Below are 26189 nucleotides of genomic sequence, written 5' to 3'. Positions count from 1 at the left end.
TTCTGGATCTGATCAAAACTCCGCGAGAACACCGGGTTGGGCGTATCAGCGCAGCTCGAGCGTCACGCGGTCGGGGCGCAGGTAGTCCTGCGGGTCGCGGAGATAGCGCACCTCGGGCCGGGCGTCGATGGTTGCCAGCGCGTCGAAGAACGCTCGTTCGCGGTTGACGGCGGGGGTTGCGATCACCGGGAACCAGTCGTCGTGATGGTTGGGCACAAAGACTTTCGGACGGAGTGCGTCGATGTAGCGCAGCGGATCGCCCAGGCCGTTGGTGATCTCGTTGAAGCCCTGGATGGACCCGACGTGGAGGTCGACCGGGCCGAGGTCGCGAAGCGTCGCGAGGATGGCCCGCCCGCCGGGTACCTGGCTCACCGGGCCGACCGAGTCGTTCCACACGATTCGCCGTCCACCGACCTCGAACGCATAGAGGACGGCGCCGCCCTCCGGATCGTCGAGGTGCCCGGCGAGCCGGCCGAGTTCGTCCGCGTGCGGCGGGTTGGTGACCAGGCGGTCGCTCGGCGGAATGGGCAGCAGCGGAGGATGTTCGCCCTCAGGTGCTTTCAGCGTCGAATGGATGTTGCTCATCGCGGTGACCGCGATCCCGGGAATGCCCCGGTAGGGCCGGGTGCTACCCGGACGGGCACCGGCGGCAGCCACCACGTCGCAGGCGACGCGCGGCGCGGACCGGTGGAAGAACGCGCAGTGGCTCGCCGAGCCGACGAGGCGCGCACCGGAGGCGCGGGCGATGTCGACGGCGTCGGCCGCGTGGTCGAAATGCCCGTGCCCGATCAGGATGTGCGAGGGTTTGATCGCGGCGATCTGAGCCCGGGTCGTCGGGACGTGGCCGCGGTAGGCGTTGGGCACCCAGGCGTCGGTGAGAAAGACCTTGCCCGCCATGGCGACCGCGAAGCTCGAGACGCCGAACCAGGAGAAGAGAACGCGGTCGTCGCGCACCGCGCCCGTGGTCTGGTCGACGTTGTCGGCGCCGAACACCGCGGAACGGGCCGCGACGAGCGCGGAATCCGCTCGAGCAGTACTGGCTTGGGGCACGGCGAGACCCGCGACCACAAGCAGCACGGACAGGGTCAGCACGACGCGGCGGCACATGAACCGGCAGTCTACGACCGAACGCGTCAGGGATGGTCGAGGTGTACCGACCGCGGAACGTCCGGGCGTCGTGCCGGGGTGCTCCACACGGGAGACGCAGGATCGTGTCCAAATGGGGACAGGGGCTGTCCTAGAGGCCTGACAGCATCGAGACGTGACGACGAACGCGAACAACTCACCCATCATCCTGATCGCCGGGCATTGGCTGGGGGCGTGGGCATGGGACGAGGTGTGCGAACACCTGACCGCCGACGGCCGGCGGGCCATTCCGATGACGCTTCCCGGCCTCGATGAACGGGACTCCGGGCGTGCCTCCAGGACGCTCGACGACCAGGCGACGGCGATCAGACAGACCATCATCGGAGCTGGGGCTTCCGAGGCCGAGCCGGTGGTCATCGTGGCGCACAGCGGGGCCAACGCGCCGGTGAGTCTGGTGCTCGACCAGCGACCCGAACTCGTTCGCCACGTGGTGTGGGTCGACAGCGGGCCCGTCGCGTCCGGGAGTGTCTTCGCCCCGGATGCACCCGAGGATCTGGACGAGCTCCCTCTGCCGCCCTTCGACGTACTCGGGGAGCAGGCCAGTCTCGAGAGCCTGAACACCGAGACGCTCCAGCGTTTTCGGGCCAGGGCCGTTCCGGAACCCGGTCCCGTGCTCCGGCAGCGGGTGGAGCTCACGAACGATGCGCGACGTGCCGTCCCGACCACTCTGGTGTGCTGCTCGATTCCGAGTGCGCAGATAACCGAGCTGGCCGACGCGGGTCACCCCATGTTCGCCGAGGTGTCACGCCTCGACCATGTCGACCTCGTCGACCTCCCGACCGGGCATTGGCCGATGTGGAGCCGCCCCGGCGACCTAGCGCACATCATCGACGAAGCGGCCACGACGCCGGTCGGCTGAAAGCCGGAGCGCCGGTACATCTACGACTGCGCACAGGCTGGTGCGACGGCATCCTCCGACAACGGCTTGCCGGGCGGCATCAGGTAGAGGACGTCGAGGATCACCGGGACGGTGCCGAGATTGGTGCCCTCGTGGGTGTTGACCTTCCCGGCGGGTTCCTCGATGACCTCGCCGGCCCGGTAGACGACCGGTTTGCAGTCCGCGCCCGGGTGGGTGAGCGTGCCCTGCCGGACGAAGGCGTAGATCTGGGCGTCGTGGAAGTGCCAGCCGGTGGTGCCGCCGGGTGCGATGGTGATCTCGCGGACCTCCACGTGCACGCCCTGCGGAACGAACGGCAGCAGTCCGGCGGGGATGTCGGTCTCGGCGAGGGTCACTGCCGAGACCCCTGAGGAGGGAGTCGCATTCGCGGTGACCGGGCCCAGGAGAGCGGGCGTGAGGAGTGCGGCTGCGGCGATGGCGGTGATGGCCGTGGTGCGGAAGGTCATCGGGCGACATTACGTCGGCACGACGCCGGAGAGCTGCGGTTTCGGCGATCCGGTTACGGGCCCTTCGAGGCAGTGAGAATGGGTTGGGTGGTCGACCGGGTCTGGGTCTGACTTACTTCGAGGCTGACGGTTGCTGTCATGAGCGAGATGTGTCGGCCCGGAACCTCCGGTCGGCTACCCGCGCCATGAGACCTGAGGGCCGGGGCGGGTGTGACTTGATTAGGACCCTGTCTGGCTGGTGGGCCGTGACTCTTCACTGTCCTGTCCACCCGCCCCGGTGAGGTCATCCAGCACACGAGTGTGAAGGAGACATCACCACGATGACCCCAACCATGATCGATACGCAAGTGGTGGTGCTGGGCGTGGATACCCATCAACGCACCCACCATGCCGCCATTGTCGCCGCCGACGGCCGTCCGCTGGCCGATCGGGAGTTCCCGACCACCGCTGCCGGCTACACCGAGATGTGGCAGTGGGCCTGTGGTTTCGGCCGGATCGAGTACGCCGCGGTGGAGTCGAGCGCCTCCTACGGAGCCGGATTGACCCGCATGCTCACCGATCAGGGGGTCGCGGTGATCGAGGTCAACGCCCCCGACCTACCGCGCCGTTACGCCCACGGGAAGACCGATCAACTCGACGCTTATGCCGCGGCGATGGCGGTCATCACCGGCCGCGCCACCGCGGTCGCCAAAGACACCCGCGGCACGGTCGAATCGGTCCGAATGCTCACCGTGACACGGACTTCGGCGGTGGAAGAGGCCACCCGGATCGGTAACCAGATCCGCGACCTGTGCACCACCGCACCAGTGGAGTTCGCCGACCAGGCCCGCCAGGCACGCACCATCACTGCGCGGGCAGCGTTCATCGCGGGTCTACCGGTGCCGGCTGACCAGGATGATCTGTCCGGGCCGGCCGCGGCGTTCGTGCGTGCCGCGCGTTCACTGCTCGAGCGTCACCGACTCGCCCAACGCGAGGTCTGTTCGTTGACCCGCGAACTCGAGAGGCTGTTGGCCACGGTGGTGCCGACCCTGTTGTCCCGACCGCAGATCGGACCGGTCACCGCCGCACGACTGGTGATCACCGCTGGTGACAACGTTGAGCGGATGCGCACCGAGGCGACGTTTGCCAAACTCGTCGGTGCCGCACCGCTACCGGCATCCTCGGGCAAGACCAGCCGTCACCGACTCAATCGGGGTGGAGACAGGCAAGCCAACAGTGCTCTGCACATGATCGCGGTCGGCCGGATGAAATCCCACGCACCCACCCGCGCCTACGTCGAGCGGCGTTCCGCGGAACACAAAACGAAAAAAGACATCATCCGCTGTCTCAAGCGCTACATCGCCCGCGAAGTGTTCCGCGACCTCACCACCGACCTCGGAACCCTTGACAAGCTATAGGACCGTCTCGTCGCTTTCGCTCCTCGCACCTCAGGGAGCGAGGAGGTTCGTCGCTTTCGCTCCTCGCACCTCAGGGAGCGAGGAGGCTCGTCGCTATCGCTCCTCGCACCTCAGGGAGCCAGGAGGCTCGTCGCTATCGCTCCTCACACCTCAGGGAGCGAGGAGGCTCGTCGCTATCGCTCCTCGCACACCGCACGCGTGTGTCGGACGGCGTCAGACGAGCGGACGGCCGAGCCGGCAACGCAGGCGGACGTCGCGCAGGAGAATGTGAAAAGCGATCTGCGACAACCAGAGTGGCTTTTTGCGCTCGGCCTCGACCAGTTTGCCGACGTACTCGTCGAACCACTTCTGGTCCTCGTCGGTCCAGTCCACCCGAAGGGCCTTCCGGAACGGTTCGGGGAGGTAGCCGATCGTCCGCCGGAGCTTGACCGGACCGTAACGGTCCTGGATCGCCTTGGGTGCGTAGCCGAAGTTGGCGATGTCGAGGAGGAAGTCCCGGATCTCGTCGCTGATCTCGATGCGGGCGACCTGCGAGTCCCAGTACTCGTCGAAGGCATCGCGGCTCTCCGGCCAGGCCTCGGCGGGCATCTGCAACGTTGTACCGCACACCTTGCCCTGCTGGTAGAACTCCTCACGTTCGGCGCCGTGCAGTGGGCCGTGCACGCGCTCGTAGATGTCCTCCCACCCGAAGTAGAGGCAGGCGGCGACCCAGAGCTGGAGGTCGGGGTTCATCGCGTTGTACTCCACCGGGCTGTCGGCGTCCGAGCGCACCTGGGCGTGCTGTCCGTTGACCGCCTGTCGGTAGCGCCGTCGGTCGTCGGCGTTGCCCATCGCGGCGACCGCCAGGTACGACGCGGTGGTGCGGGCACGTTTCACCGGATGCTTGTCGAGGCGCCCGTTCTCGACCTTGCTGCGTGCGACGCCGTAGCCTACGGCGGGGTTGGCGAGCTGCATGATCACGTTTGTCGTACTCATGGTCTGCCCCATCGACAACAGTGATCGCGCGAAGAAACTGCTGTCGATGTTGTCCATCTCGACTCGCGTCATCGTGCGTTTCTGCTGAGACATCTGACCCCCGGATCGGCTCGGCCCGCGTCCTGATGTGACAACGGGTGTGATCAAAAATGTCAGAACCGTGGGTTCGTGTCAACGGCCCCGGCGTACCGGTGACAGCATGCGACGACGGCCGCCATCCGCTGGGATGGCGGCCGTCGTGTTGGCCGGTAGGGCCGATCAGCTGTCGATGCCGACCAGTTCCTTGGCGAGTTCGGCGAATCGGATCTCGATGGCCGAGACGACCCGCTGACGGTTCTTGTGGGTCTCCTCGTAGGCGAGGGTCACGCGGAGTTCGGCCGGTGCCGTCAGTTCCTTGACGGCGGCGACGGCATCGCCGACGTTGAGGTCGGCGTAACCATCGATCGGCAGATCCGCGGAGTCGACGGTGCCGGTGAACTCGCGGAGCTGGTGGAGCGCGTCCGCTGCGCCGACGGCGCCGCTGTCGCGCGCACTGTCCTCGACTGCCTCCAGGGCTGCGTCGCGGCCGGCGGCCACCGTCTTCGAGACCGCGGTACCGGCGTTCTCGATCGCGTCACCGGCACGCGAGGCGGCGTCGGCCGCGTCATCGACGGCGCTCGCGAAACGGCTGCGCACCACGGCGATCGGGTCCGGGATCTGGCGCGCGAAGTCAGCGGTCCGGTCAATGGCCCACGATGCGCCGTTCGCCGGTGCGGTGAGCGCGCGTGCCGCGAGTCCGCTCGCCCACTGGGTCGGTCCCCGGCGCAGTGCCGTAGGTCCGCCCAGCGCCTCTTCGGCGAGGACCGTGGTCAGCCAGTTGACCGTCGCGGTGTGGGCCACGACCAGCCGTTCGGCCAGGTCGACGAGCTCCGTGTCCTCCTGGCCGGTCGCGAGGGCCTTGAGATACGTCGAGCGTGCGAGGAGTCGCTGCTCCAGGGCGAGGTCGTCGAGGAGTGCCTCGTCGAGCGGTTGGGCCTGCTCCACAAGGGTCTTGGCCATCGCGCCGACGCGACCGAGAACGGGTCGGACGACATCGACGAGTCCGCCGCGGTCGCGAAGAGCGGCCTCGATCGCCTCGGCACGCTTTCGCGCCTTCTCGGCGTTCTCGGAGAGTTCCTTGCGGATCGCGTCGGTCCGGGCCTGGGCCTGGCGCGTCTCGGCGATCTGGATCTCGGTGTGGGTCATCGCGAGGATTGCACGAAGTTGCTGGTGGATGGTGGTGGTGGAAACTGTCATTGGTCTCGCTCCCTTCTCATCCGCTATGGGATGCGTACACCCCGAGTGTTGCCACCGGGTCCTCGTCTGTAACCCGTGATCGTGAATCGACGGTCGCCGGGCTCACGGATTCGTTGCGCGACAACAGGTCTCGGGCCAAGTGAGGTGAGTCACACCCCTGGTTCACGATCCGGCGAACCTCGTCATGACGACAAAACGCCCCCGGTGACGCGGTGGCGTCGTCGGGGGCGTTCAGCCGGATTCGTCGGAAAGGGTTCAGTAGTTGTAGAAGCCACGTCCGGACTTGCGTCCCAGGTGACCGGCGTCGACCATGCGCCGCAGCAGTGCCGGAGGCGCGAAGTGCGGTTCGGCGAACTCGTCGTACAACGACTCGGCGGCCGCGAGGGTGATGTCGAGGCCGATGGTGTCGACGAGCGTCAGCGGTCCCATCGGATAGCCGCAGCCGCCCTTCATGGCGGTGTCGATGTCCTCGGCCGAGGCGTAGCCGGAGTCGTACATCCGGATCGCCTGGCAGAGGTAGGGGATGAGCAGGGCGTTGACGATGAAGCCCGAACGGTCACCGGCATTGACCGGATTCTTGCCGAGGACGTCCTTGACGTAGGCGCTGACGGCGTCGGCGGTCTCCGGGGTGGTGACCAGGGTCGAGATGATCTCGACCAGTGGCATCACCGGCACCGGGTTGAAGAAGTGGACGCCCACGACGCGCTCGGGACGCTTGGTGGCGGTCGCGACCTTGATGATCGGGATCGACGACGTGTTGGTGGCGAGGATGGTGTTCTCGCCGACGGCCTCGTCGAGGCGTGCGAAGATGTCGCGCTTGAGCTGCTCGTTCTCGGGTGCGGCCTCGATGACCAGATCGCGGTCGGCGAGGTCGGCGTAGTCGAGGCTGACGCGCAGCCGGCCGAGAGCGGCGTCGGCATCTTCCTGGCTGAGCTTGCTCTTGCTGACGGCGCGGGCCAGGGACTTCTCGACACGCGCACGTGCGGCGTCGGCGAATTCCTGCTTGACCTCGATGATCACGACATCGCTGCCGGACTTCGCGCACACCTCCGCGATGCCCGCTCCCATGGTGCCGCCGCCGATGACGCCGATGTTCTTCACAGTGAAACCTCCGAGTCCGAATATCACCACACACGGTAGTACGCGGTCCGATCCCCGGTGACGGGGCGGGTGTGGAGCGGCGACGCATCGTCGACCGCGTGAGCAGGGCGAACCGGGACGACTGACCAACATGTCCCCGGGGTCCGGTCCGGGGGTGGCTACGATGGCGAAGCACGGAGCTCGCGCTCCGGCACACGCCGACACGGGAGCATTCGCATGAACCGCAGGTCACCGGCCGGATTCGCCGGCATCGTCTCGATCTCCGCAGTGATCGCACTGGTCGTCGGACTACTCGCCTCCGGCGCCGGTGCGGCGGACGCCCGAACACTGGACGGGGTGCGGTACGCGCATGCGTCCCCGGGGGCGCCCTACCGTCAGACCTGGACATCACCACGCAACTTCGTGGCGTCGGTGTGGTCGCCCTCCATGCAGACCCAGGTCCCGCTCCTCGTGCAGACGCCGGCCAACCGCAACCAGAGCGCGCCGGTGATGTACCTGCTCAACGGATCGTCTGGCGGGGAGGAGAACGACGACTGGACGCATGCCACCGATGCGAACGCCTTCTACGCGAACAAGAACGTCTGGACCGTCACTCCGATCGGCGGCGCCGCCAGCTACTACGCCAACTGGCGACGCGTGGATCCGGCGGCCAACTTCCGGTACCAGGTGAAGACGTCTCGACCGTTGCGCTGGGAGACGTTCCTGACCTCGGAACTGCCCTCCACCTTCGAAGGGGCACACGGCGGGTACAGCCGCGGGCGGGCCCGCGGTATCGCCGGGATCTCGATGTCGGGAAACTCGGTGATCCGTCTCGCGGAGAACCATCCCGGTCTGTACCGCGCGGTCGGCGCCCACTCGGGCTGTGCCGACACCGTGACGCCGACGGGGCAGCTCATGCTGAGGAATGTCGCATTCGTCCCGTACGGGGCCGATGCGACGAACATGTACGGGCTGCCCGGGGATCCTGAATGGGCTGCGCAGGACCCGGTCGTCAACGCGTACAAGCTCGCTCGTCGTACGCCGGCGCTGTGGATCAGCGCGGCCACCGGTGTGCCGGGCGGGCATGACAACCCGGCCGACCGTTCCGTCCGCGGGGACGTGGGCAGACTCGCCGCCCAGGTGACCGTCGGCGGGATCAGCGAGGCAGCGGCCCGGACCTGTACGGTCACCCTGGCCCAGCGTCTCGCGGCTCTCCGCATCCCCGCCAACGTGCGTTTCCCGGCGGTGGGCACCCACTCCTGGGGTTACTGGCAGGACCAGATGCACGAGTCCTGGCCCATGTTCGCCAGAGCACTCGGGGCGTGATCGGTTCGTCGCAGCCTTGCCGGAAATGTCGGTGTACCTGGTACTTCAGCCGACCTTCAACTCGGCGCGGCTACGTTCGGAGTGTGGACTCGGTTGAGAAACGCTGCCGACGATCGCCCGACGGGAACCCGTTCGAGGACGATCGTCGATGACGGCGACGCGCCGCGCGCTGTGGATGTCCCAGATGTTGCAGCCGGGCGTTTCGCACGTCGTCGCATTCGGGCTCACCCTCCGTGGTCCCCTCGATGGTCCGCGTCTGCTGGATGCGACGCGTGGGGTGCTCGATCACGTCGGGTGGAATGACGTACACATTCCGGCCGGACACTCGCCGGCCGAGCTGACACCATCGGATGGTGTCGCTGCAGAACCGATCCGGCGTGCCGGCTCCTCGATCGAGCCCGTTGTCCGAGTCGATCTCTCGCGATTCCCCGATCCGGAAGCCGAGAGTGACCACCGCGCGCAGCAGTTCGTCGATGCTGGCGACGGTGCAGACCTCACCATGCCGCTGTTTCGCAGCGAGTTGCACCGTCTGGCCGGCGATCATCACCGGTGGGTGGTGCGTGTGCACCACGTCCTGACCGACGGCGCCGGGGTCTTGCGTGTCATGGGACATGTCGCCGACGTGTACGGCGGCATCGCCGCTCCGGACGATCTGCCCGTCGCGGGCGCCGATCAACTGGCGGCCGACGAGAAGCGGTACGCCGACTCGCCCCGTCGGGAATCCGATGCGCGGCACTGGAAAACCGTTCTCGACGAGCACGAACCGTCACTGCTGTCGGGTGCGGCCCCGCGGATGACGTCGGAGATCACCCGGGTGACACGACGATTGACGAGCCCGCGGACCGCCGGGTCGGAGGAGCTCGTCGCCGCGTTGGCGGGTCTGTGCGCTCGCCTGCTCGACACTCCCGACGTGGGACTCGCGCTGCCGGTCGCCGCCCGCACCTCGGCGGTGCGTCGACGCGCCGTGCAACCGTTGTCGAACGTCGTGCCGCTGACGCTGAACGGGATCGGAGACCTCGCGGCGGCGGGAGCGGTCGAGTCCGTGTCGTCGGCGGTGATCGACGCGTTGCGACACCAGCTCTACCCGCGCGAGGACATGTTGCGTGGTCGCCGGGGAACCACCGCCTTCGGTGTGGTGGTCAACCTGTTGCCCACCTTCTCGCCGCCGGTCGTCGACGGTCTCCACTGGTGCCTGGAGGTGATGCGCACCGGCCCCGTCGGCGATGTCGCAGTGACGATGCACCCTGCCGATCAGTTCGGTGAGCGGGCGGTCACCTGGGAGGCACCGGCGGCGGCCTTCGACGCCGGCGCGCTGGATACGCTGGCCGCGCGATACGACACCTACCTGACGGCGTTTGTTCGCGAGATCGACGACGGGGTGGCCATCCCGGACGATGCGGTCTTCGTGGAAGGCGAGTGGGACCGCTTCCGGCGACGCAGCGGCCCGCCCGCGCCACCGTTCGTCCCCACCGTCGGCCTGTTCGCCGAGTACTGCACGGCGGATCCGTCGGCCGCCGCGCTCGTCGACGGCGAGGTCGAGTGGTCCCGTGCAAAGCTCGCGGAGCGGGTGAGTCATTGTGTGAGGCGGCTCCAGGCCGAGGGTGTGCAGGCCGGTGATCCGGTGGCGGTGGCCGTCGGGAGATCGGCGGCGTCGGTGGTGGCGTTCTGGTCGGTACTCATGGTCGGCGGCGTCTGGGTGCCTCTGGGCGACCCGGCCGCTCCTGAGGCGAGAACGCAAGCGCTCCTTGCCCGTTGCGGTGCGCGGATCGGACTGTGTGGTCCGGGCGCCGCCGTCGAGGACGGCATCCGCTGGCTGGTGCTCGACGATGGAAATGATTGCGCCGCAACAACGTTCGACGAGGTGGCCCAACGGCGGCCGGCGGGATACGACCGCGGCCCCGACGACGCTGCATACATCCTCTTCACCTCGGGTTCCACCGGCCGTCCGAAGGGTGTGGTGATACCGCACCGCGGGTTCCCCGCGCTCGTTGCCGAGATCCGGGCGTCGTATGCGCTGACGTCTCGGTCACGCCTGCTGCATGTCTCGTCCCCGACCTTCGACACCGGGATCGTCGAGATGCTGTCCGCCGTGGCGACCGGGGCGACGCTGGTCATCGCGCCCGCATCCACCCAGGGAGGTGACCCGCTCGCCGATCTCATCCGCAGGCACGGCGTCACCCACATCATCATGACGCCGTCGGTGCTCGAGACCTTACCGGTCGACCTCGCGGACGGGTTCACCCAGGTGATCGTCGGCGGTGAGCCGCCGCAGGCTTGTCTCGTGGACAAGTGGAGCGCACGTGTACCGGTGCGAAATGCATATGGGCCCACCGAAACCCGATGCAGCATCAACATCTCCGGACCTCTCTCGACGCACGGGGAGATCACCGTGGGTCCGCCGATGGTCGGGGTGACCGAGTCCGTATTGGACCGGCGCGGCCGTCCCCAGCCACCAGGCGCCCTCGGTACCGTGCATTGTGCGGGACCGCAAGTGGCGGACGGTTATCTCGACGACCCCGAACAGACCGATGAGGCCTTCGTCGACTGCACCATCTCCGACGATCCGGTCATGTACCGGACCGGTGACGTCGCCACGTGGACCGAAAGCGGGGATCTGCGGATACTCGGCCGGCGGGACGGGCAGGTCAAGTTGCGCGGCCTGCGCATCGAACTCGGTGAGATCGATGCCGCACTGATGCGGTGTGACGGGGTCCGGCGCTGCGCGACGACACTCCGTGACCTGCAGTCAGGGCGCGCCGGGATCGTGTCCTTCGTGGTCCCCGAAGACATCTCCCGTCCACCCGGCCGACGAGCGATTCGTCGGGAACTGGCTCGGATGCTGCCGTCGTACATGGTGCCGGCGCTGGTCGTCATCCTCGACGAGATGCCGCGTGCCGTCAGCGGGAAACTGAGTCTCGCTGCATTGCAGCATCTTCCGTTGCCGGTGAACGATCCGACCCGCGGGGCGGTCGGCCCCCACGAGGCACTGCTGCTACGCGTGGTCGGCGAGGTCCTGGGTGTCGAATCGATCGATCCGATGATGGGGTTCGTGGAGCAGGGCGGCGACTCGCTGGCGGTCATGCGGGTCGCTCAGGGACTCGCCGAGGCAGGTTATCCGGAGATCGGACCGAACGACGTGCTGACCTCGCCCGACCTCGCGTCTCTCGCCGAGCAGATGGCGCAGCGGACACCGCGGGTGCGTGACGAGCGAGACGAGCCTGCCGGAGACGGCGACGCCGCCGAACGCCCCCTGACGCCTGCTGAGCGAACTGTGGTGCGCGAGCCGGGCCACCCTGTCGCGCAATTGATCTGCGTCGCCTGGGTCCCCTCGTCGTGGGACCGCCCGGGGGTGGCGGAGACATCGGCGCTCATCGGTGCCCTCCTCGAACGGCACCGGTCACTTCGGTCCACGTTCCCCGACACCCCGACGGGGCCGATCCGGCGAACAGCGCGCGACGTACCGCTCGATGCGGTCGTGTCCCGGATCGAGGTGGTGGACATCCCGGATCGGGAACGCCTACGAGCGGAAGCGAAGGAGATGGCGGCAACCCTGGACGTGCGGGTGGCGCCACCGCTGGCAGTGCGTCTCCTCGAGGGGCCGGACGGCCTCGTCATGGGTGCGGTCGCGGTGATGCACCACATCGCGGTGGACGGGCGTTCGCTGGGGGTGCTCGCCCGCGACGCCGAAGCGCTGATGACGGGCGGGGCCCTGACTCCGGAGGGGCCGTCTGCGGAGTTGGATCCGGCGAGTACGGCAGGCGACGACGAAGGCTTCGAACTGCACAACTTCTGGAAAGAGTTGCTCGTACAGCAGAGCGATTCGGCTTTCGAACTGGGCGGCGTCGACCCGGCGACGTGGCCGATCGATGGCGCGATCCGTCGTCGCGGGTTGGTCGATGCGGACACCTACATGCGTTTCCGAAGCCGAGCGGCAGCGGAACACATGACGCCGTTCGAGGCCTTCGGAGACGTGGTGGCCAGGGCGCTGGCGGACATGACCGGACAACCCGGTGTCCTGGCCGCCACGACGGTGTCCAAGCGTCCCCCGGGTGCGGAGGGCGTCGTCGAAAACCACGTGCTCGCGGTGATCACCCCGCTGTCGGTGGGCGAGGATCGAGATACTTCGGTCGCCTTGCGTCGCAGGTGCATTCGCGCCGCATCGGCGCCCATGGAGGAAGTGCTCGACCTCGCGGGCCGGACCGTCGACGACGACCATCTGTTCCCCGTACCCGTCTTGCTCGGCTGGTCGCCGGTGATCTCACCGCCGTCATCCGGTGGAATCCTCTACGCGTTCCCGCCGCGTCGCACACGCTGGCTGCTTCAGGTCGAGGGGTGTCCGACGCCGACGGGTGAACTCGAGGTCGGTGTCACGGGTGCGACCCAGGCGCTGGGGATCGAGCGGACCGAGCGCGTTCTGGCGGAGGTGAGCCGGTGCCTGCGTCGGTGGTGAGATGAGTTCTGTCAGAGCACCACACATCTGGTCCGGCAGATTCGGATGGCGGAGTGTCCGCGTCCGGCTGACGGTCATCGGTGTGGCGACCCTGTTCGCGGCCCTGGCAATCGCCGGCGGGCTGGTGCTGATCGTGGTCTACCGTTCGCTCACCGACGCCGCCGACACGGCGACGTCGACACGGAGTCAAGACATCGCCGACGCCCTGGCGCAGGGTGGGCTCGCGGCGGTGGCGACGACCGAGCTGGAGCCGACCGACTCGATCGGCATCGTGCAGATCGTCGGCCGAGATGGGTCCGTGCTCGCGGCGAGCCACGAGCGGCAACGGGTCCGGCCACTGGTGGCCCCGGTGGATGCCGGGGTACGGCATACCGCGGTGGACGCGACATTCCCCGGAGAGGACGACGAGTTCCGCGTCGTGGTTCGGGGCGTGACGGCGCCGGACGGGCAGGTGTTCAGCGTTGTCGTCGGAGCCGGTGAAGCACACATCCACGCGACCGTGCTGACGGTTTTCGGCGTCCTCTGCGTGGTGTTCCCGATCATCCTCATCGTCGCGGCGGCGACGACCTATGAGCTCGTCGGCCGAACACTGCGACCAGTGGAGGCCATCCGAACCGAGGTTGCGGAGATTTCGAGATCCGGTGTGGCGCGACGGGTTCCGGTCGCCGACACGGACGACGAGATCGCCACGCTCGCGGTGACGATGAACGAGATGCTCGATGCGCTGGCCTTCGCCCGCGAACAGCAGATCAGGTTCGTCGGCGATTCCTCACACGAACTGCGAAGCCCGCTCGTCACCATCCTGGGATTGCTGGAGCTCGCCGTCCGGACAGGTGAACCGATCGATTCCGCGACGGTGTCCACACTCCTGCTGCCCGAGGCCCACCGCTTGCGCGACCTCGTCGACGACCTTCTTCTCCTGGCCCGTGCCGACGAGTACGGACTGCGGCCCTCATTCGAGGAAGTGGATCTCGACGACATCGTCAACGACGAGGTCACCCGGCTCGATCTCACCACCGACCTCGAGATCTCGGCGACCGTGCTGCCGGTTCGTGCACTCGGCGACCGCGACCAGCTCGGCCGCGTGGTACGGAATCTGTGCGACAACGCCGTTCGGCATGCCCGTTCCGCAGTGACGGTGACCATGGCCGTCGACCCGGAATGGGTGACGATCAGTGTGGCCGATGACGGGCCGGGTATTCCTGTCGACGATCGTGCACGCGTCTTCGACCGCTTTGTGCGGCTCGACGATTCGCGAGATCGCCGGGGCGGCACCGGACTCGGCCTCTCGATCGTCGACGAGATCGTTCGTGCACATCACGGCACCGTCACCGTGCTCGACACCGACGGCGGAGGCTGCACCATCGGGGTGTCGTTACCGCTGCGGGCCGATCAGGTCGAGGGGTCACCGCCATTGTCGGCGAGCCGATAGCCGGCGCCGCGGACGGTTTCGATCGCGCGAACCCCGAAAGGGGTGTCGATGTGTCGGCGGAGGTAGCCGACGTACACCTCGACGATGTTGTCGTCGCCACGGTAGTGCTCGTCCCACACCGCCCGCAGGATGTCGGTCTTGCTGACCACGTTGCCCTTGTGACGTATCAGGTATTCGAGAACCGCGAATTCTCGGGCGGTGAGGCGGATCGGTGTCTCCCCACGCCGGACCTCTCGTCGCGCCGGGTCCAGCGAGAGCGATCCGGCCTGCAGGATGGTCGGTCGTTCCGGGGCGCCGCGCCGTGCGAGTGCGCGTAATCGCGCGGACAGCACGACCAAGGAAAACGGTTTGACCATGTAGTCGTCGGCGCCGAGATCGAATGCGTCCGCCTCGTCGTACTCCCCGTCCTTGGCGGTGAGCATGAGTACCGGGGTCCACACACCGCGGTGCCGCAGCTCTCGGACGAGTTCGTAGCCGTTGAGTCGCGGCATCATGATGTCGCTGACGATGACGTCGTAACTTCTGGCACAGGCGGATTCGACACCCGCGACGCCGTCGGCGGCGGTGTCGACGGCCCAGCCCTCGGCCCGCAGGGTCCGCCGCAGGGTCTCGGTGGCCCGCGGATCGTCCTCGACGACCAGTACGCGCATGTGCTCCAGTATCTGCCCGGACTCGGTCTGCCCGACGTGATTCACGTGTTCGTGCGTGTCATGACCAGGCGGCGCGGGAGCCGGAATCGCCGGTTCGGTAGACGATGTACAGCGACCCCACGGCCACCACGATCAGCGCGACCCCCAGGACGAGTGCAGTCACCCGCTGCGAGAGTTTCGCCGATGCCGGGATTCTCGTGTGGATGGTGGCCATCACCCGCTCGTCGTGAACCGCCCACCAGAGGACGGCGAGTGCGAACAGCGGACCGACCCAGTAAATGACCTGTTCCCCGAACCCGGCGTGGTGTTCGATCGCGGGATTCGGACCCACGCGCTCTTCCAGCGATTCTCCGGCAGTCGTGGTGAGTGGAACGGAGATCAACGCGGCCAGAGCGACCAGGGGAGTGAGGATTCCGAGGCGGGCCCGTGCCGCCGGCCAGCACACCCCGATGATCGCCATCAGGGCGGTGAGTGGGACCAGCACCACGACGACGTGTACGAGGAGCGGGTGAATGGGCAGGCCGTTGATTGTGTTCACGCTGCGACGGTAGCCCGGCGATGTTGAAGGGTAGCTGAAATGCCGAACATGTCACATCCGGTGATACGACCCGTCGTTCGTGCGTGCGACCTGCCCGTGTCGGATGAGCCGTTCGAGGTGCAGTCCGGCCGTGCGGCGCTCGACGGCATCGACGAAGGGCATCTGTACGTGAGGTCGGTATACGAGCCGGTGCCCGACGATCTCGTCGAGTCGCCGGGGCCGGTCCAGGAATTCCAGCAACCGTTCCTCGCGCCGGTGGATGACGCCCTCGTACGCTTTCAGGTGTTCTCGAAAAACTCTCGCGCCCTCCACGACTCCCTTCTGGTGGAAGGTGCCGTACCACCGGGCCTCGACCTCGCGGACGCGCGCGATGGAGGCGAGGTAGTCGTCGACGCTGCTGCCGACGTCGCCGTACATCGGGCCGAAGCGAGTGAGGTCGATGTCGGCGATGTAGAAGAAACCGGTCGGTTCGACGAGGACGCCGCAGTGTCCACGGGTGTGGCCGGGGAGGTGGACGACCGTCGCGGTGATGTCCCCGAGATCGAAGACGTGCCCGTCGCCGACGCCGCGCGCGTCCGGAAAGCCGGGCGTGAGTGCGAAGGTGTCACCGATCTGGGCGTCGACCGCGGCGCGTTCCTCGGGCGTGAGTCCGTAGCCGTCGAGAAGGACCTGGAGTGAACGAACTCCGCCGACTTCGTCGTGATGCGCATACTTCGCGGTGTCGAAGTGGCGCAGGCCGGCGATGTGGTCCTCGTGCGCGTGGCTGATCATGACGGCATCGGCACCGACGGGGTCGTGGTCGACGTCGAGGGAGGGATCGAGGACCAGCGTCGCCTCGGAACCGTGCACGACGACGGTGTTTCCGTACGGGAACGTTCCACCGTGCGTGGATGCGAGCACGGTCACCTGGTCGAAGCGGGTTTCGGTGAAGCGCGACGCCGTGGTCATCTGGTCTGCCTACCCGCGCGGAGAGCGAGATGTCAATGACCGCGCTCGCGCGGGGTCGCATCGTCGTCGGGAGGGTCGGTCATGCCACGTGCGGTCAGAGGCAGGACGATCCACGCCATCGAGAACACGACGAACGTGCAGCACCCCGCCACGACTGCCGGTACCGGACCGGCGGTCGCACCGAACACCACGGTGATCGCGCCGGACAGCGCCAGCCCGAGGAGTGTCAGCCCGGCGAAGGCCATGTAATGCGCGAGGGCGACGATGAGCGCGAGTTGGTGCCGGCGGAACAGCGCGCGGTGCAGTGCGACCGGTGCGGCGAGCAGGATGGCGGCGCCGACCGCGAAGGACACGGTGATCAGGTAGACGACGCGCAGGCCACCACCGAGGTCCTCGAAGCGGCTCTGGAACGGCATGGTCAGCAGAAACCCGGTCAGGATCTGCACGCCGGTCTGCACGACGCGCAGCTCTTGTAGCAGGGAATTCCAGTTGCGGTCGAGGCGCTGGGTCTCGGTTTCGTCGCGTTCAGCGCGGTTCCACGCGGCATCGTCGGCGCCGGGATGTCCGGTGGGAGGTTCGGTGTCCGTTGGATGGGCCACTGTCTCATCCTCGCATCAGCGGGGACGAGAACCGAGTCGGTTGAGCTGCAGTGCCGATTACTTGCCGTGATCCCTGGCAAAAGGCCACGAGGCGGAGGACCATCGGTCCATGGCCACGTCCCTGGATGAAGTCACGAAGTCTCAGGTGGGTTTGCTGCGGTGGACCGACATGCACCGACGGGTCCGCGCGTTTGTCGACGGTCAGGTGGTCGTCGACTCGGCCGAACCGATCCAGGTCTGGGAGCCGTATCGGGTGGTCGGGTGCTACGCGGTGGGAACCGCGGACATCGCCGTCCCACTCGAGCATCACGTACCGACGATGCCGGGCGCTGATCACCCCCCGATCCTGACGCCGGCGCATCCGTTTTCGATGCACACCGCGCCCGGCGCGGCCTACGACATCGGGGCCGACACGCGGACGCTGGTCGGAGCTGGGTTTCGGCTCGACGACCCTGATCTCGCCGACTATGTACTCCTTGACTGGGACGCGTTCGACGAATGGCGCGAGGAAGAACAGATCGCGATGGGTCATGCGCACGACCCGTACAAACGAATCGACTGCCTCGCCACCAGCAGGCACATCGTCGTGCGCATCGGGGACACCGTGCTGGCGGAGAGTCACAACCCGACGCTCCTGCTGGAAACACACCTCCCGGCGCGGCACTACATCCCGCGCGAGGACGTCCGGATGGATGTCCTGCAACGCTCCGACACCGTCACCGTGTGTGCGTACAAAGGTCAGGCGACGTACTGGTCGGCGGTGGTCGGCGACGAGGTCGTTCCCGACGTCGCCTGGACCTACACCGATCCGCTGCCCGACGCCGAACCGGTGCGGGATCTGATCTGCTTCTACGACGAGCGGGTCGACGTGCAGATCGACTGACTCACGCGGTGAAGGTCGGCGGATCGGCCGGCCGTTTCATCTGCGCGAACGTCGTGCCGGCGATGGCGACGAGCGAGGTGTACAGGGTCTCGGCCTCATCGCCGGTCGGGATGTCGGCGAGCACCGGTCCGAAGAAGTAGGTGCCGTCGATGCCGAGGATGGGGCTGCCGCCGTCCTCGCCGAGCGATTCTTGGCTGCGTTCGTGGGACGCGCGCACCGCGTCGTCGAAGGTGGCGTCGTCCATGGCGTCGGCCAGCTCGGCCGGGAGTCCTGCCTCGGCCAGCGCCTCGGCGACGACCGTCGTGGTCACCTCGTCGCCCGCGAAGTGGATACGTCTGCCGAGCGCGGAGTAGAGCGGCTCGATGACGTCGGCGCCGGCCTTGTCGGTGGCGGCCGCGACGACGCGTCCCAGCCGGAGTGCCGTGTCGAGCCGGCGGCGCTGTTCGTCGGAATCCGGCTCCTCGTCCTCGTTCAGGATCGCGAGACTCATGAGGTGCCAGTCGACATCCGCATCGTGGGCGTTTGCGCGGTCGAGGAGCCAACGCGACGCGGCCCAGGCGAAGGGGCATACCGGATCGAAGTAGAAGTCGAAGTGGGTCATGGGGGCGGCGTACCCAATTCGGCCGGGTTCGATACGTGAGGTGTCAGCGGATCGAGTACCGGATCGGCAGGTGCTTGAGCCCGCCGACGAACACCGTCGCGGCCAGTTCGGGTTCGCCGGCCAGCTCGATCGAATCCAGTCGCGGGATCAGTGCGCTGAACAGACTTCGCATCTCCATCCGCGCCAGCGCTGCGCCCAGGCAGAAGTGCACGCCGTAACCGAACGCGAGGTGCTTGTTCGGGAAGCGTCCGACGTCGAAGGTGAACGGGTCGTCGAAGATCTCTTCGTCCCGGTTTCCGGAAGTGTAAGCGAGATAGACGGATTCGCCCTTGGCGATCGGTACGCCACGCACCGAGGTGTCCGCGGCGGCCGTGCGCATGAATTCCTTGACCGGCGTGGTCCAGCGGATCATCTCCTCCACCGCGGTGTCGATGAGTTCGGGGTCGTGGCGGAGGCGGTCGAGTTCGTGGGGGTTCTCGATGAGTGCGCGCAGGCCTCCGGAGATCGCGTCCTTGGTGGTGTCGTGGCCGGCGCTGGCGACGATCACGTAGTAGGAGGCGGTGTCGACGTCGGAGAGGGGCTCGCCGTCGATCCGGCCGTTGGCGATTGCCGATGCCAGGTCGCCGGTGGGATTCGCGCGCCGGGAGGCGGTCAGTTTGCTGAAGTAGTCGAAGAAGTCCAACAGCGTCGCCATCCGCTCCTCGAGCGTGGTGCCGCGCTGGTACTCCTCGTCGTCGGCGCCGAACATCTCCTGGGTCAGCTGGTGCATCCGGGGGAAGTCCTCTTCGGGTAACCCCAGTAACGACAGGATGACGTACAGCGGGAAGTGGATGGCGATGTCCTCGACGAAGTCGCATTCCGGACCGATCTCGGCCATCTTGTCGACGTAGCGTTTCGCCAGTGCGTCCACCTGGACTTGTAGCTCGCGCAACGCCTTCGGCCGGAACCAGTCCTGGCCGATCGCCCGCACCTTCTTGTGGTGGGGGTCGTCCATGTGGATCAGGGTGCGCAACCCCGCTCCGGACTCGAGCTGCGACTTGGCGAAGTCGTCGGCCACTGCGGTCACCAGCACCGGGCGGGGCTCGCTGAGCCAGAGGTTGTTGTCGCGCTCGATGTCCATGATGTCGGCGTGTCTGGTGATCGCGTAGAACGGCCGGTAGGGGGCTTTGTCGACGTAGGCGACCGGGTTGTGCGCCCGGAGGTGGGCCATCGCCGCGTGGAGTCGCGGCTCGTCGGCGTAGGCCGTCGGATCGGCGAATACGTTGGCGGCCTCGTCGGTCATGCTCGTGCTCACCGATCGCGTCCTTCCGTCGAACGGGTGCTTCTCGCTTCGAGTGTCCGATATCGCCGTGTTCCAGATCGGCAGATTGGTGAACCCGACCGATTTACGCTGGACACATGCCCTATCGGGTTCTGGCCGACGGCATAGCGGTCCTGCATCTGCTGTTCCTGCTGTATCTGACGTTCGGCGGGTTCATCGCCTGGCGGTGGCCACGCACCGTCGTGCTCCACCTCGCGGCCGTGGGGTGGGGACTCGCCTCGGTGGGCTTGGGGCTGTGGTGCCCGCTCACCGATGCCGAGAACTGGGCGCGGCATCGTGCCGGCGAAGCGGGGCTGCCCTCGACCGGGTTCATAGACCACTACCTGACCGGGGTGATCTACCCCGATTCTGCCCTCGGCCTGGTGCGCGGGTTGGTCGCTGCCGTGGTCGTTGCGTCGTGGGTGGGGCTGTGGTGGCGGGTCCGGACCCGTCCGCGCCGCCGCAGAGTCGCTGGTTCGCGGTAGAGGAGCCACCTGCAGCTAGCGCGTGTTCGGGCGAGGTGGCGATTCCGGGGGACTCGAGCCCGGCGGTAGCGCACGGCGAGGTCTCAGCAGGGGGAGCATCCACTCGTAGACGGTGTCGTCGTTGAGCAAGGTGAAGTGGTGGGCGCCGCCGATGTGGAACCCGTCGTCGACCTCGAATCCGAGGTGCCGCTTCCGATCTCGGCCACCGCCGCTGTTCGTCATCACCAATCCGTCGCCGACGATACAGCCGAATGGGTGATCGGGTCGTCGGGTCACGGTCGCCGTGACGTAGAGATGCCGCGCGCCCTTCATGAGCGGTGGGTAATCGACCGCGGGCTGTAGAAAGGCCTCCGGGTCGGTGTCGCGCCACTGCTCTTCGGTGACCGTCCCGTGGAACAGGTCGCGGACTCCGGCACTGCGCCGAGCGAGCAGCGCGCCGAATGGACGGCTGGTCGGCCACAGGCGCAGGGCCGCCGTCGCCCAGTGAACCCCTCGTGCCAGGGGCGCGCCGAGGTGCGGCGTACCGAGGCACACCGTCTGTCGAACCAGGTGGGGCCAATACGTATCGACGGCGGCGGCCTGATGGCACGCACTCCGGATCACCAGTCCGCCCATCGAGTGGCCGATGAGGGTCAGGTCGGTGACCGGCACCGGCCACGACAACAGCAGGTCGGCGAGCAACTGTGCGAGATCGCGGCCGTTGTCACTGATGTGTCGTCCCGAGTTGTACCGGATCATGACCTCGGTGCTGCCGAGGTCATCGGCCAGGCGTGCGCCGTAGGTGGGTCTGCCGCCGAGCTCCCACGCGAACTCGGTCTCCATGAGGCCGTGCAGGAACACCGTCAGGTGCCCGGTGGCCCGGGGGAAGGCGCCCGCCAGGTCCTCCGGGGTGATCGGAACGATCGCGCCGTCGACACGGACGGCGGTCTCCGGAGCCAGGGGTGACTGCTCGGCGGTCAGCTGATCCCCGATCAAACCGTCGAGGATGCCGATCGCCACGGCGCCGCGCTTGGTCTCGGACGGCACCCCACCGTGGCGGTCGGCGAGCGACTCGGCCAGGTCGCCGACCACATCGACGGACGAGACGATAGCGGAATAGGTGGACGTGCTGATGGCGTCGTGCATCATCTGGGCGGGACGGACCCGGGGACCCCAAGCGGCGCGCAGGCCGCCGAAGACGGTGTCGGCAATGGATGCGTGCACGGTTGCGATTCCTGTGACAGCTCTGCCCAGCTCGGTTCGGCCCAGGGCCGCGAGTGCGGGCATCTCGCGATCGCGAGGGTGATCTGCCGACATGAGTTCAGTGTACGTTTGTAAACTGATTCCGGGTGCAACGCGTACAGACGGAAGACGCAGTGGACGAAACCGGTTCGTTTCTCGGGGATCGTGCCTATCATCAGCGGGACGATCGACGGTCACGGCCCGGCGTGGCGCCGTTTCCTCGGTGTCGCCTGGCCACGGCGGGAGCACCGGTATGCAGTTGATGGACCCGATGGAGGCGGCCTTGATGAGCGCCGAGACGCTCGTCAACCCGATCCACGTCGCTGCGCTGATGATCTTCTCTCCGCCCGATGATGCGGGGCCGGGCTTTGTCGACGATCTCTATACGCAGGGACTCATCGCCACCGACGCGGTTGATCCGCGGCTGGCACGCCGCCCGCACATCGGCGTCGACACGCTGGGGCTGTGGACGTGGGAACAGGTCGAGGTCAATGTTGTCGATCATGTTCGGCGCCTACACCTCCCGCCTGGAGGCGACGATGCCGAACTGTGGCGTCTGATCGGCGATCTGCACGCGCAGGGGTTGTCACGATCCCGGCCGCTGTGGCAGGCGTACTTGATCGGTGGCCTGTCCGGCGGGCGGTTCGCGTTCTACATCAAGATCCATCACGCGCTGGTCGACGGGGTGGCCGGCATGCAGATGATCGCCGACTCCTTGAGTGGGGACCCGGACAGGCGCGACCTGAAACCCTTCTACGCCGCCAGCGTCCATTCTCCGCGGGTCGCGTCGCCGGCGAAACCGTCATCCGGGCCGCACCCGCTCACGGCCGTCCGGTCGGCCGCGGGTCTCGCGAAGTCGTCGCTGGGGTTTGCCCGAAGCGTCGTCGGTGGGCAGCGCGATCTGCTGGTCGGGGCGCTGCAAGGTAGGGTCGGCCTGCCGTTGAGTGCACCGTTCGTCCGGTTCAACGGCCGAGTGGGCCCGGACCGGGCGGTCGTCGGCGCCACCTTCGAGCTCAGTCGGGTACGGGCGATCCGCGTGGCAGCCGACGTCACCGTCAACGATGTGCTGACCGCGGTCATCTCCGGGGTGTTACGCGATTTGCTCGCCGAGCGGGGCGAACTCCCGAGGCGCTCGCTCGTCGGTCTGTGCCCGATCTCGGTGCGGGTGCTCGACGATCCGGGACAAACCGCGCGCAGCAACGCCTTCGGATTGGAAACATGCTCCCTGGCAACCGATGTCGACGATCCGGTGGAGCGGCTCGCGACGATCCACCGGGCCATGGACTTTGCGAAGAAACAGGTCGCAGCCCACGGCGGGGCTGCATCGCTGGCCTTGGTGGTGCCGAATGTCGCGCAGAGCGTCGTGACCGCGTTGCTGCCTTTCGGTCCCAAGCGGCGCACCGGATACAACCTGCCGATATCCACCCTCCGAGGTCCCGCTGAAGAGATGTACTACAACGGCGCCCGCCTGGACTCGCTGTTCCCGATCTCGACGGTGTTCGCCGGTCTGGGTCTCAACATCACCGTCTACTCGCACGGGGACAAGGTGTCGTTCGGCTGTGTCGCCGGCCGCGAGATGCTGCCAGACGTAGAACCGCTCATCCCGCTGGCGGAGCGTGTGCTGGCCGAACTCGAGACCGCTTACGGGCTCGCGTCGGGCTAGGTGCGGAATCGCGCGATGGTCCATTCCGTGATGGTGGCGCGGGCTTCGCCGCTTCTCGCGATCTTCGCAGGATCCCTGGCCGAAGACCCGGAAGCCGCCTACCAGGCTGCGCAGAGAGCGGGTCCCGATATGACGCAGTTCACATCTATATCGAAGCTGAGCGGAATGTACTCAACTTTGTTGGCGTTGCATCCTCCGTATGGCTCATACTTGAGCCTGTTGGACTAAAGAGAAAGGTGCACGCGAGTGGACAGCTTCACCCCCACCACGAAGACACAGCAGGCATTGAGCGCTGCTGTGCAGGCGGCGGCCAGTGCTGGCAACCCCGATGTGCGACCGGCCCACATCCTGGTGGCGTTGCTCGATCAGTCCGACGGCATCGCGTCGCCACTGCTCAAGGCAGTGGGCGTGGACCCGTCGAGCGTTCGTGCGCAGGCCCAGGGACTGGTCGATCGCATGCCGACGGTGGCCCAGGCCAGTGCGACGCCCCAGCTTTCCCGCGAATCGATCGCGGCCATCAGTGCAGCTCAGCAGCTGGCCGGTGAACTCGACGACGAGTACGTCTCGACCGAGCACGTCGTCGTCGGTCTGGCGACCGGTGACTCCGACGTCGCCAAGTTGCTGCACAACGCCGGCGCGACCCCGCAGGAGTTGCGGGACGCGTTCGTCGCCGTACGCGGCAGCGCCCGGGTCACCTCCGAGGACCCGGAGTCGACCTACCAGGCACTCGAGAAGTACTCGACCGACCTGACCGCGGCGGCCCGCGAAGGCAAGCTCGACCCGGTCATCGGGCGCGACACCGAGATCCGGCGTGTCGTGCAGGTGCTCAGCCGGCGGACCAAGAACAACCCGGTCCTCATCGGTGAGCCCGGCGTCGGCAAGACGGCGATCGTCGAGGGCCTGGCCCAGCGCATCGTCGCCGGCGACGTGCCGGAATCGCTGCGCGGCAAGACCGTCATCTCCCTCGACATGGGTTCGATGGTCGCCGGTGCCAAGTACCGCGGCGAATTCGAGGAGCGGCTCAAGGCCGTGCTCGACGAGATCAAGGGATCGGCCGGACAGGTCATCACCTTCATCGACGAGCTGCACACCATCGTCGGGGCCGGTGCGACCGGCGATTCCGCGATGGACGCCGGCAACATGATCAAGCCGATGCTCGCCCGTGGTGAGCTGCGGCTGGTCGGTGCCACGACCCTCGAGGAGTACCGCAAGTACATCGAGAAGGACGCCGCACTCGAGCGTCGCTTCCAGCAGGTGTACGTCGGCGAACCGTCGGTCGAGGACGCCATCGGTATCCTCCGCGGCCTCAAGGACCGGTATGAGGTGCACCACGGCGTGCGCATCACCGACTCCGCATTGGTCGCTGCGGCAACACTTTCCGACCGCTACATCACCTCGCGATTCCTCCCCGACAAGGCCATCGACCTCGTCGACGAGGCGGCGTCGCGGTTACGGATGGAGATCGACTCGCGCCCCGTCGAGATCGACGAGGTCGAGCGCATCGTCCGCCGGCTGGAGGTCGAAGAGGTTGCGCTGCAGAAGGAAACCGACGCGGCGTCGAAGGAGCGGCTCGAGAAGCTACGCGCCGAACTGGCCGACCAGAAGGAGAAGCTCAACGAGCTCTCCGCGCGGTGGCAGTCGGAGAAGACCGCGATCGACGCGGTACGCGACCTCAAGGAGGAGCTGGATCGTCTTCGCGGCGAGGCCGATCGCGCCGAGCGCGACGGTGACCTCGGGCGCGCGGCCGAGCTGCGGTACGGCCGAATCCCGGGCCTGGAGAAGGAACTCGAGGCCGCACTGGAGAAGACCGGCACCGATCCCGGCCAGGACGTGATGCTGCAGGAGGAGGTCGGACCCGACGACGTGGCGCAGGTCGTGTCGTCGTGGACCGGAATCCCGGCCGGACGCATGCTCGAAGGTGAGACCGCCAAGCTGCTGCGCATGGAAGACGAACTGGGGCAACGCGTCATCGGTCAGAAGGCCGCTGTCGAAGCCGTCTCCGACGCGGTGCGTCGTGCACGCGCCGGTGTCGCCGACCCGAACCGGCCGCTCGGCTCGTTCATGTTCCTCGGCCCCACCGGTGTCGGCAAGACCGAGCTGGCCAAGGCGCTCGCGGAGTTCCTGTTCGACGACGAGCGGGCGATGGTCCGCATCGACATGAGCGAGTACGGCGAGAAGCACAGCGTCGCAAGGCTCGTCGGTGCTCCCCCCGGCTATGTCGGGTACGAGGCCGGAGGTCAGCTGACCGAGGCCGTGCGTCGTCGCCCGTACACGGTGGTCCTGTTCGACGAGATCGAGAAGGCCCACCCGGACGTGTTCGACGTGCTGCTGCAGGTGCTCGACGAAGGCCGACTCACCGACGGCCAGGGACGGACGGTGGACTTCCGCAACACCATCCTGATCCTGACCTCGAACCTCGGCGCGGGTGGCGACAAGGATCAGGTCATGGCGGCGGTGCGCTCGGCGTTCAAGCCCGAGTTCATCAACCGGCTCGACGACGTGGTGATCTTCGATGCTCTCAGCCCCGAGGAGCTGGTGGCGATCGTCGACATCCAACTCGGACAGCTCAAGAAGCGGCTGGCCCAGCGTCGCCTCGACCTCGAGGTGTCGCCGAAGGCCAAGGAATGGCTCGGCGCACGTGGATTCGATCCGCTGTACGGTGCTCGTCCGCTGCGCCGGCTGGTGCAGCAGGCCATCGGTGACCAGCTCGCCAGGCAGTTGCTGAAGGGAGACATCCGCGACGGCGACATCGTTCCGGTGAACGTCAGTGCCGACGGGGAGTCGTTGGTGCTCGGCTGAGTTCAGATCTAGAGAGGGACCCACCCTTCGGGGTGGGTCCCTTTGTCGTGGTTCCAGTCGACGACTCCGATTACCTG

General features: G+C 67.3%; 21 protein-coding genes. 9 read left to right on the top strand and 12 right to left on the bottom strand.

Annotation, left to right across the window (positions count from 1 at the left end; all coding sequences use genetic code 11):
• Positions 1-45 precede the first annotated feature (45 nt).
• Positions 46-1107, bottom strand: a complete 1062-nt coding sequence (locus NWF34_RS03200; protein WP_024499748.1) for an MBL fold metallo-hydrolase — start codon at positions 1105-1107, stop codon at positions 46-48.
• Between the two features lie 154 nt (positions 1108-1261).
• Between NWF34_RS03200 and NWF34_RS03195 the strand changes: the two genes are divergently transcribed.
• On the top strand, positions 1262-2005 hold the full coding sequence (locus NWF34_RS03195) for an alpha/beta fold hydrolase (protein ID WP_024499749.1): 744 nt from the start codon (positions 1262-1264) through the stop codon (positions 2003-2005).
• A 20-nt stretch (positions 2006-2025) separates the two neighbouring features.
• Here NWF34_RS03195 and NWF34_RS03190 read toward each other — a convergent pair whose 3' ends face one another.
• Positions 2026-2490, bottom strand: a complete 465-nt coding sequence (locus tag NWF34_RS03190; protein ID WP_024499750.1) for a cupin domain-containing protein — start codon at positions 2488-2490, stop codon at positions 2026-2028.
• A 320-nt stretch (positions 2491-2810) separates the two neighbouring features.
• Between NWF34_RS03190 and NWF34_RS03185 the strand changes: the two genes are divergently transcribed.
• Positions 2811-3887, top strand: coding sequence for an IS110 family transposase (locus NWF34_RS03185; RefSeq protein ID WP_309148623.1), 1077 nt, complete (start codon positions 2811-2813; stop codon positions 3885-3887).
• A 213-nt stretch (positions 3888-4100) separates the two neighbouring features.
• On the opposite strand, the gene NWF34_RS03180 is transcribed toward NWF34_RS03185, so the two are convergent.
• The 3 genes from NWF34_RS03180 to NWF34_RS03170 all read right to left on the bottom strand — a co-directional run bounded on the left by NWF34_RS03180 (position 4101) and on the right by NWF34_RS03170 (position 7238).
• The gene (locus NWF34_RS03180) at positions 4101-4934 is read right to left on the bottom strand and encodes an oxygenase MpaB family protein (RefSeq protein ID WP_375295615.1); all 834 of its coding nucleotides are present in this window, start codon (positions 4932-4934) and stop codon (positions 4101-4103) included.
• 186 nt (positions 4935-5120) lie between these two features.
• Positions 5121-6137, bottom strand: a complete 1017-nt coding sequence (locus NWF34_RS03175; RefSeq protein WP_024498100.1) for a hypothetical protein — start codon at positions 6135-6137, stop codon at positions 5121-5123.
• 255 nt (positions 6138-6392) lie between these two features.
• A complete protein-coding gene (locus NWF34_RS03170; RefSeq protein ID WP_024498101.1) occupies positions 6393-7238 on the bottom strand; it encodes a 3-hydroxybutyryl-CoA dehydrogenase in 846 nt (281 codons plus the stop codon).
• A 216-nt stretch (positions 7239-7454) separates the two neighbouring features.
• On the opposite strand from NWF34_RS03170, the gene NWF34_RS03165 reads away from it, so the two are divergent.
• From NWF34_RS03165 to NWF34_RS03155, 3 genes are all read left to right on the top strand, one after another.
• Positions 7455-8543, top strand: a complete 1089-nt coding sequence (locus tag NWF34_RS03165) for an alpha/beta hydrolase family protein (RefSeq protein WP_024498102.1) — start codon at positions 7455-7457, stop codon at positions 8541-8543.
• Positions 8544-8691: 148 nt separating this feature from the next.
• Positions 8692-12993 carry a non-ribosomal peptide synthetase gene (locus NWF34_RS03160; protein ID WP_024498103.1) on the top strand — a complete coding sequence of 1434 codons (4302 nt, stop codon included), beginning with the start codon at positions 8692-8694 and terminating at the stop codon, positions 12991-12993.
• Between the two features lies 1 nt (position 12994).
• A complete protein-coding gene (locus NWF34_RS03155) occupies positions 12995-14425 on the top strand; it encodes a HAMP domain-containing sensor histidine kinase (RefSeq protein WP_051349574.1) in 1431 nt (476 codons plus the stop codon).
• On the opposite strand, the gene NWF34_RS03150 is transcribed toward NWF34_RS03155, so the two are convergent.
• From NWF34_RS03150 to NWF34_RS03135, 4 genes are read right to left on the bottom strand one after another with little or no spacing between them, the layout of a single operon-like run.
• A complete protein-coding gene (locus tag NWF34_RS03150; protein ID WP_024498105.1) occupies positions 14386-15075 on the bottom strand; it encodes a response regulator transcription factor in 690 nt (229 codons plus the stop codon). The genes NWF34_RS03155 and NWF34_RS03150 overlap by 40 nt on opposite strands.
• A gap of 58 nt (positions 15076-15133) precedes the next feature.
• A complete protein-coding gene (locus NWF34_RS03145; RefSeq protein WP_024498106.1) occupies positions 15134-15613 on the bottom strand; it encodes a DUF2231 domain-containing protein in 480 nt (159 codons plus the stop codon).
• 51 nt (positions 15614-15664) lie between these two features.
• A complete protein-coding gene (locus NWF34_RS03140; RefSeq protein WP_024498107.1) occupies positions 15665-16561 on the bottom strand; it encodes an MBL fold metallo-hydrolase in 897 nt (298 codons plus the stop codon).
• A gap of 32 nt (positions 16562-16593) precedes the next feature.
• Positions 16594-17160 (bottom strand): DUF6328 family protein, encoded by a 567-nt coding sequence (locus NWF34_RS03135; protein WP_024498108.1) that lies wholly within the window; start codon positions 17158-17160, stop codon positions 16594-16596.
• A gap of 109 nt (positions 17161-17269) precedes the next feature.
• Between NWF34_RS03135 and NWF34_RS03130 the strand changes: the two genes are divergently transcribed.
• Positions 17270-18043 carry a DUF427 domain-containing protein gene (locus NWF34_RS03130; RefSeq protein ID WP_024498109.1) on the top strand — a complete coding sequence of 258 codons (774 nt, stop codon included), beginning with the start codon at positions 17270-17272 and terminating at the stop codon, positions 18041-18043.
• A 1-nt stretch (position 18044) separates the two neighbouring features.
• Here NWF34_RS03130 and NWF34_RS03125 read toward each other — a convergent pair whose 3' ends face one another.
• Together NWF34_RS03125 and NWF34_RS03120 are read right to left on the bottom strand one after the other, a co-directional pair.
• The gene (locus NWF34_RS03125) at positions 18045-18644 is read right to left on the bottom strand and encodes a hypothetical protein (protein WP_024498110.1); all 600 of its coding nucleotides are present in this window, start codon (positions 18642-18644) and stop codon (positions 18045-18047) included.
• A 43-nt stretch (positions 18645-18687) separates the two neighbouring features.
• The gene (locus tag NWF34_RS03120; protein WP_191835031.1) at positions 18688-19926 is read right to left on the bottom strand and encodes a cytochrome P450; all 1239 of its coding nucleotides are present in this window, start codon (positions 19924-19926) and stop codon (positions 18688-18690) included.
• 116 nt (positions 19927-20042) lie between these two features.
• Between NWF34_RS03120 and NWF34_RS03115 the strand changes: the two genes are divergently transcribed.
• A complete protein-coding gene (locus tag NWF34_RS03115; RefSeq protein WP_024498112.1) occupies positions 20043-20429 on the top strand; it encodes a DUF2784 domain-containing protein in 387 nt (128 codons plus the stop codon).
• A gap of 15 nt (positions 20430-20444) precedes the next feature.
• Here NWF34_RS03115 and NWF34_RS03110 read toward each other — a convergent pair whose 3' ends face one another.
• On the bottom strand, positions 20445-21725 hold the full coding sequence (locus NWF34_RS03110) for a hypothetical protein (RefSeq protein WP_024498113.1): 1281 nt from the start codon (positions 21723-21725) through the stop codon (positions 20445-20447).
• A gap of 178 nt (positions 21726-21903) precedes the next feature.
• On the opposite strand from NWF34_RS03110, the gene NWF34_RS03105 reads away from it, so the two are divergent.
• Together NWF34_RS03105 and clpB are read left to right on the top strand one after the other, a co-directional pair.
• Positions 21904-23313: a wax ester/triacylglycerol synthase family O-acyltransferase gene (locus NWF34_RS03105; RefSeq protein ID WP_024498114.1), complete on the top strand. Its 1410-nt coding sequence runs from the start codon at positions 21904-21906 to the stop codon at positions 23311-23313.
• Between the two features lie 246 nt (positions 23314-23559).
• Entirely contained in the window at positions 23560-26112 is a 2553-nt protein-coding gene (gene clpB, locus NWF34_RS03100) for an ATP-dependent chaperone ClpB (protein WP_024498116.1), read from the top strand.
• Positions 26113-26189: the final 77 nt, after the last annotated feature.

The sequence above is a fragment of the Gordonia sp. GONU genome (assembly GCF_024733855.1).
Lineage (GTDB): Bacteria > Actinomycetota > Actinomycetes > Mycobacteriales > Mycobacteriaceae > Gordonia > Gordonia amicalis.
The sequence above is the reverse complement of the archived record's forward strand: the minus strand, read 5'-3'. Positions and strand labels throughout refer to the sequence as shown.

Coding starts and splice junctions, on each gene's coding strand:
- NWF34_RS03200 (WP_024499748.1), bottom strand. CDS start 1,107: ATGTGCCGCCGCGTCGTGCTGACCCTGTCCGTGCTGCTTGTGGTCGCG.
- NWF34_RS03190 (WP_024499750.1), bottom strand. CDS start 2,490: ATGACCTTCCGCACCACGGCCATCACCGCCATCGCCGCAGCCGCACTC.
- NWF34_RS03185 (WP_309148623.1), top strand. CDS start 2,811: ATGACCCCAACCATGATCGATACGCAAGTGGTGGTGCTGGGCGTGGAT.
- NWF34_RS03180 (WP_375295615.1), bottom strand. CDS start 4,934: ATGACGCGAGTCGAGATGGACAACATCGACAGCAGTTTCTTCGCGCGA.
- NWF34_RS03175 (WP_024498100.1), bottom strand. CDS start 6,137: ATGACAGTTTCCACCACCACCATCCACCAGCAACTTCGTGCAATCCTC.
- NWF34_RS03165 (WP_024498102.1), top strand. CDS start 7,455: ATGAACCGCAGGTCACCGGCCGGATTCGCCGGCATCGTCTCGATCTCC.
- NWF34_RS03160 (WP_024498103.1), top strand. CDS start 8,692: ATGACGGCGACGCGCCGCGCGCTGTGGATGTCCCAGATGTTGCAGCCG.
- NWF34_RS03155 (WP_051349574.1), top strand. CDS start 12,995: ATGAGTTCTGTCAGAGCACCACACATCTGGTCCGGCAGATTCGGATGG.
- NWF34_RS03150 (WP_024498105.1), bottom strand. CDS start 15,075: ATGCGCGTACTGGTCGTCGAGGACGATCCGCGGGCCACCGAGACCCTG.
- NWF34_RS03140 (WP_024498107.1), bottom strand. CDS start 16,561: ATGACCACGGCGTCGCGCTTCACCGAAACCCGCTTCGACCAGGTGACC.
- NWF34_RS03130 (WP_024498109.1), top strand. CDS start 17,270: ATGGCCACGTCCCTGGATGAAGTCACGAAGTCTCAGGTGGGTTTGCTG.
- NWF34_RS03125 (WP_024498110.1), bottom strand. CDS start 18,644: ATGACCCACTTCGACTTCTACTTCGATCCGGTATGCCCCTTCGCCTGG.
- NWF34_RS03120 (WP_191835031.1), bottom strand. CDS start 19,926: ATGACCGACGAGGCCGCCAACGTATTCGCCGATCCGACGGCCTACGCC.
- NWF34_RS03115 (WP_024498112.1), top strand. CDS start 20,043: ATGCCCTATCGGGTTCTGGCCGACGGCATAGCGGTCCTGCATCTGCTG.
- NWF34_RS03110 (WP_024498113.1), bottom strand. CDS start 21,725: ATGTCGGCAGATCACCCTCGCGATCGCGAGATGCCCGCACTCGCGGCC.
- NWF34_RS03105 (WP_024498114.1), top strand. CDS start 21,904: ATGCAGTTGATGGACCCGATGGAGGCGGCCTTGATGAGCGCCGAGACG.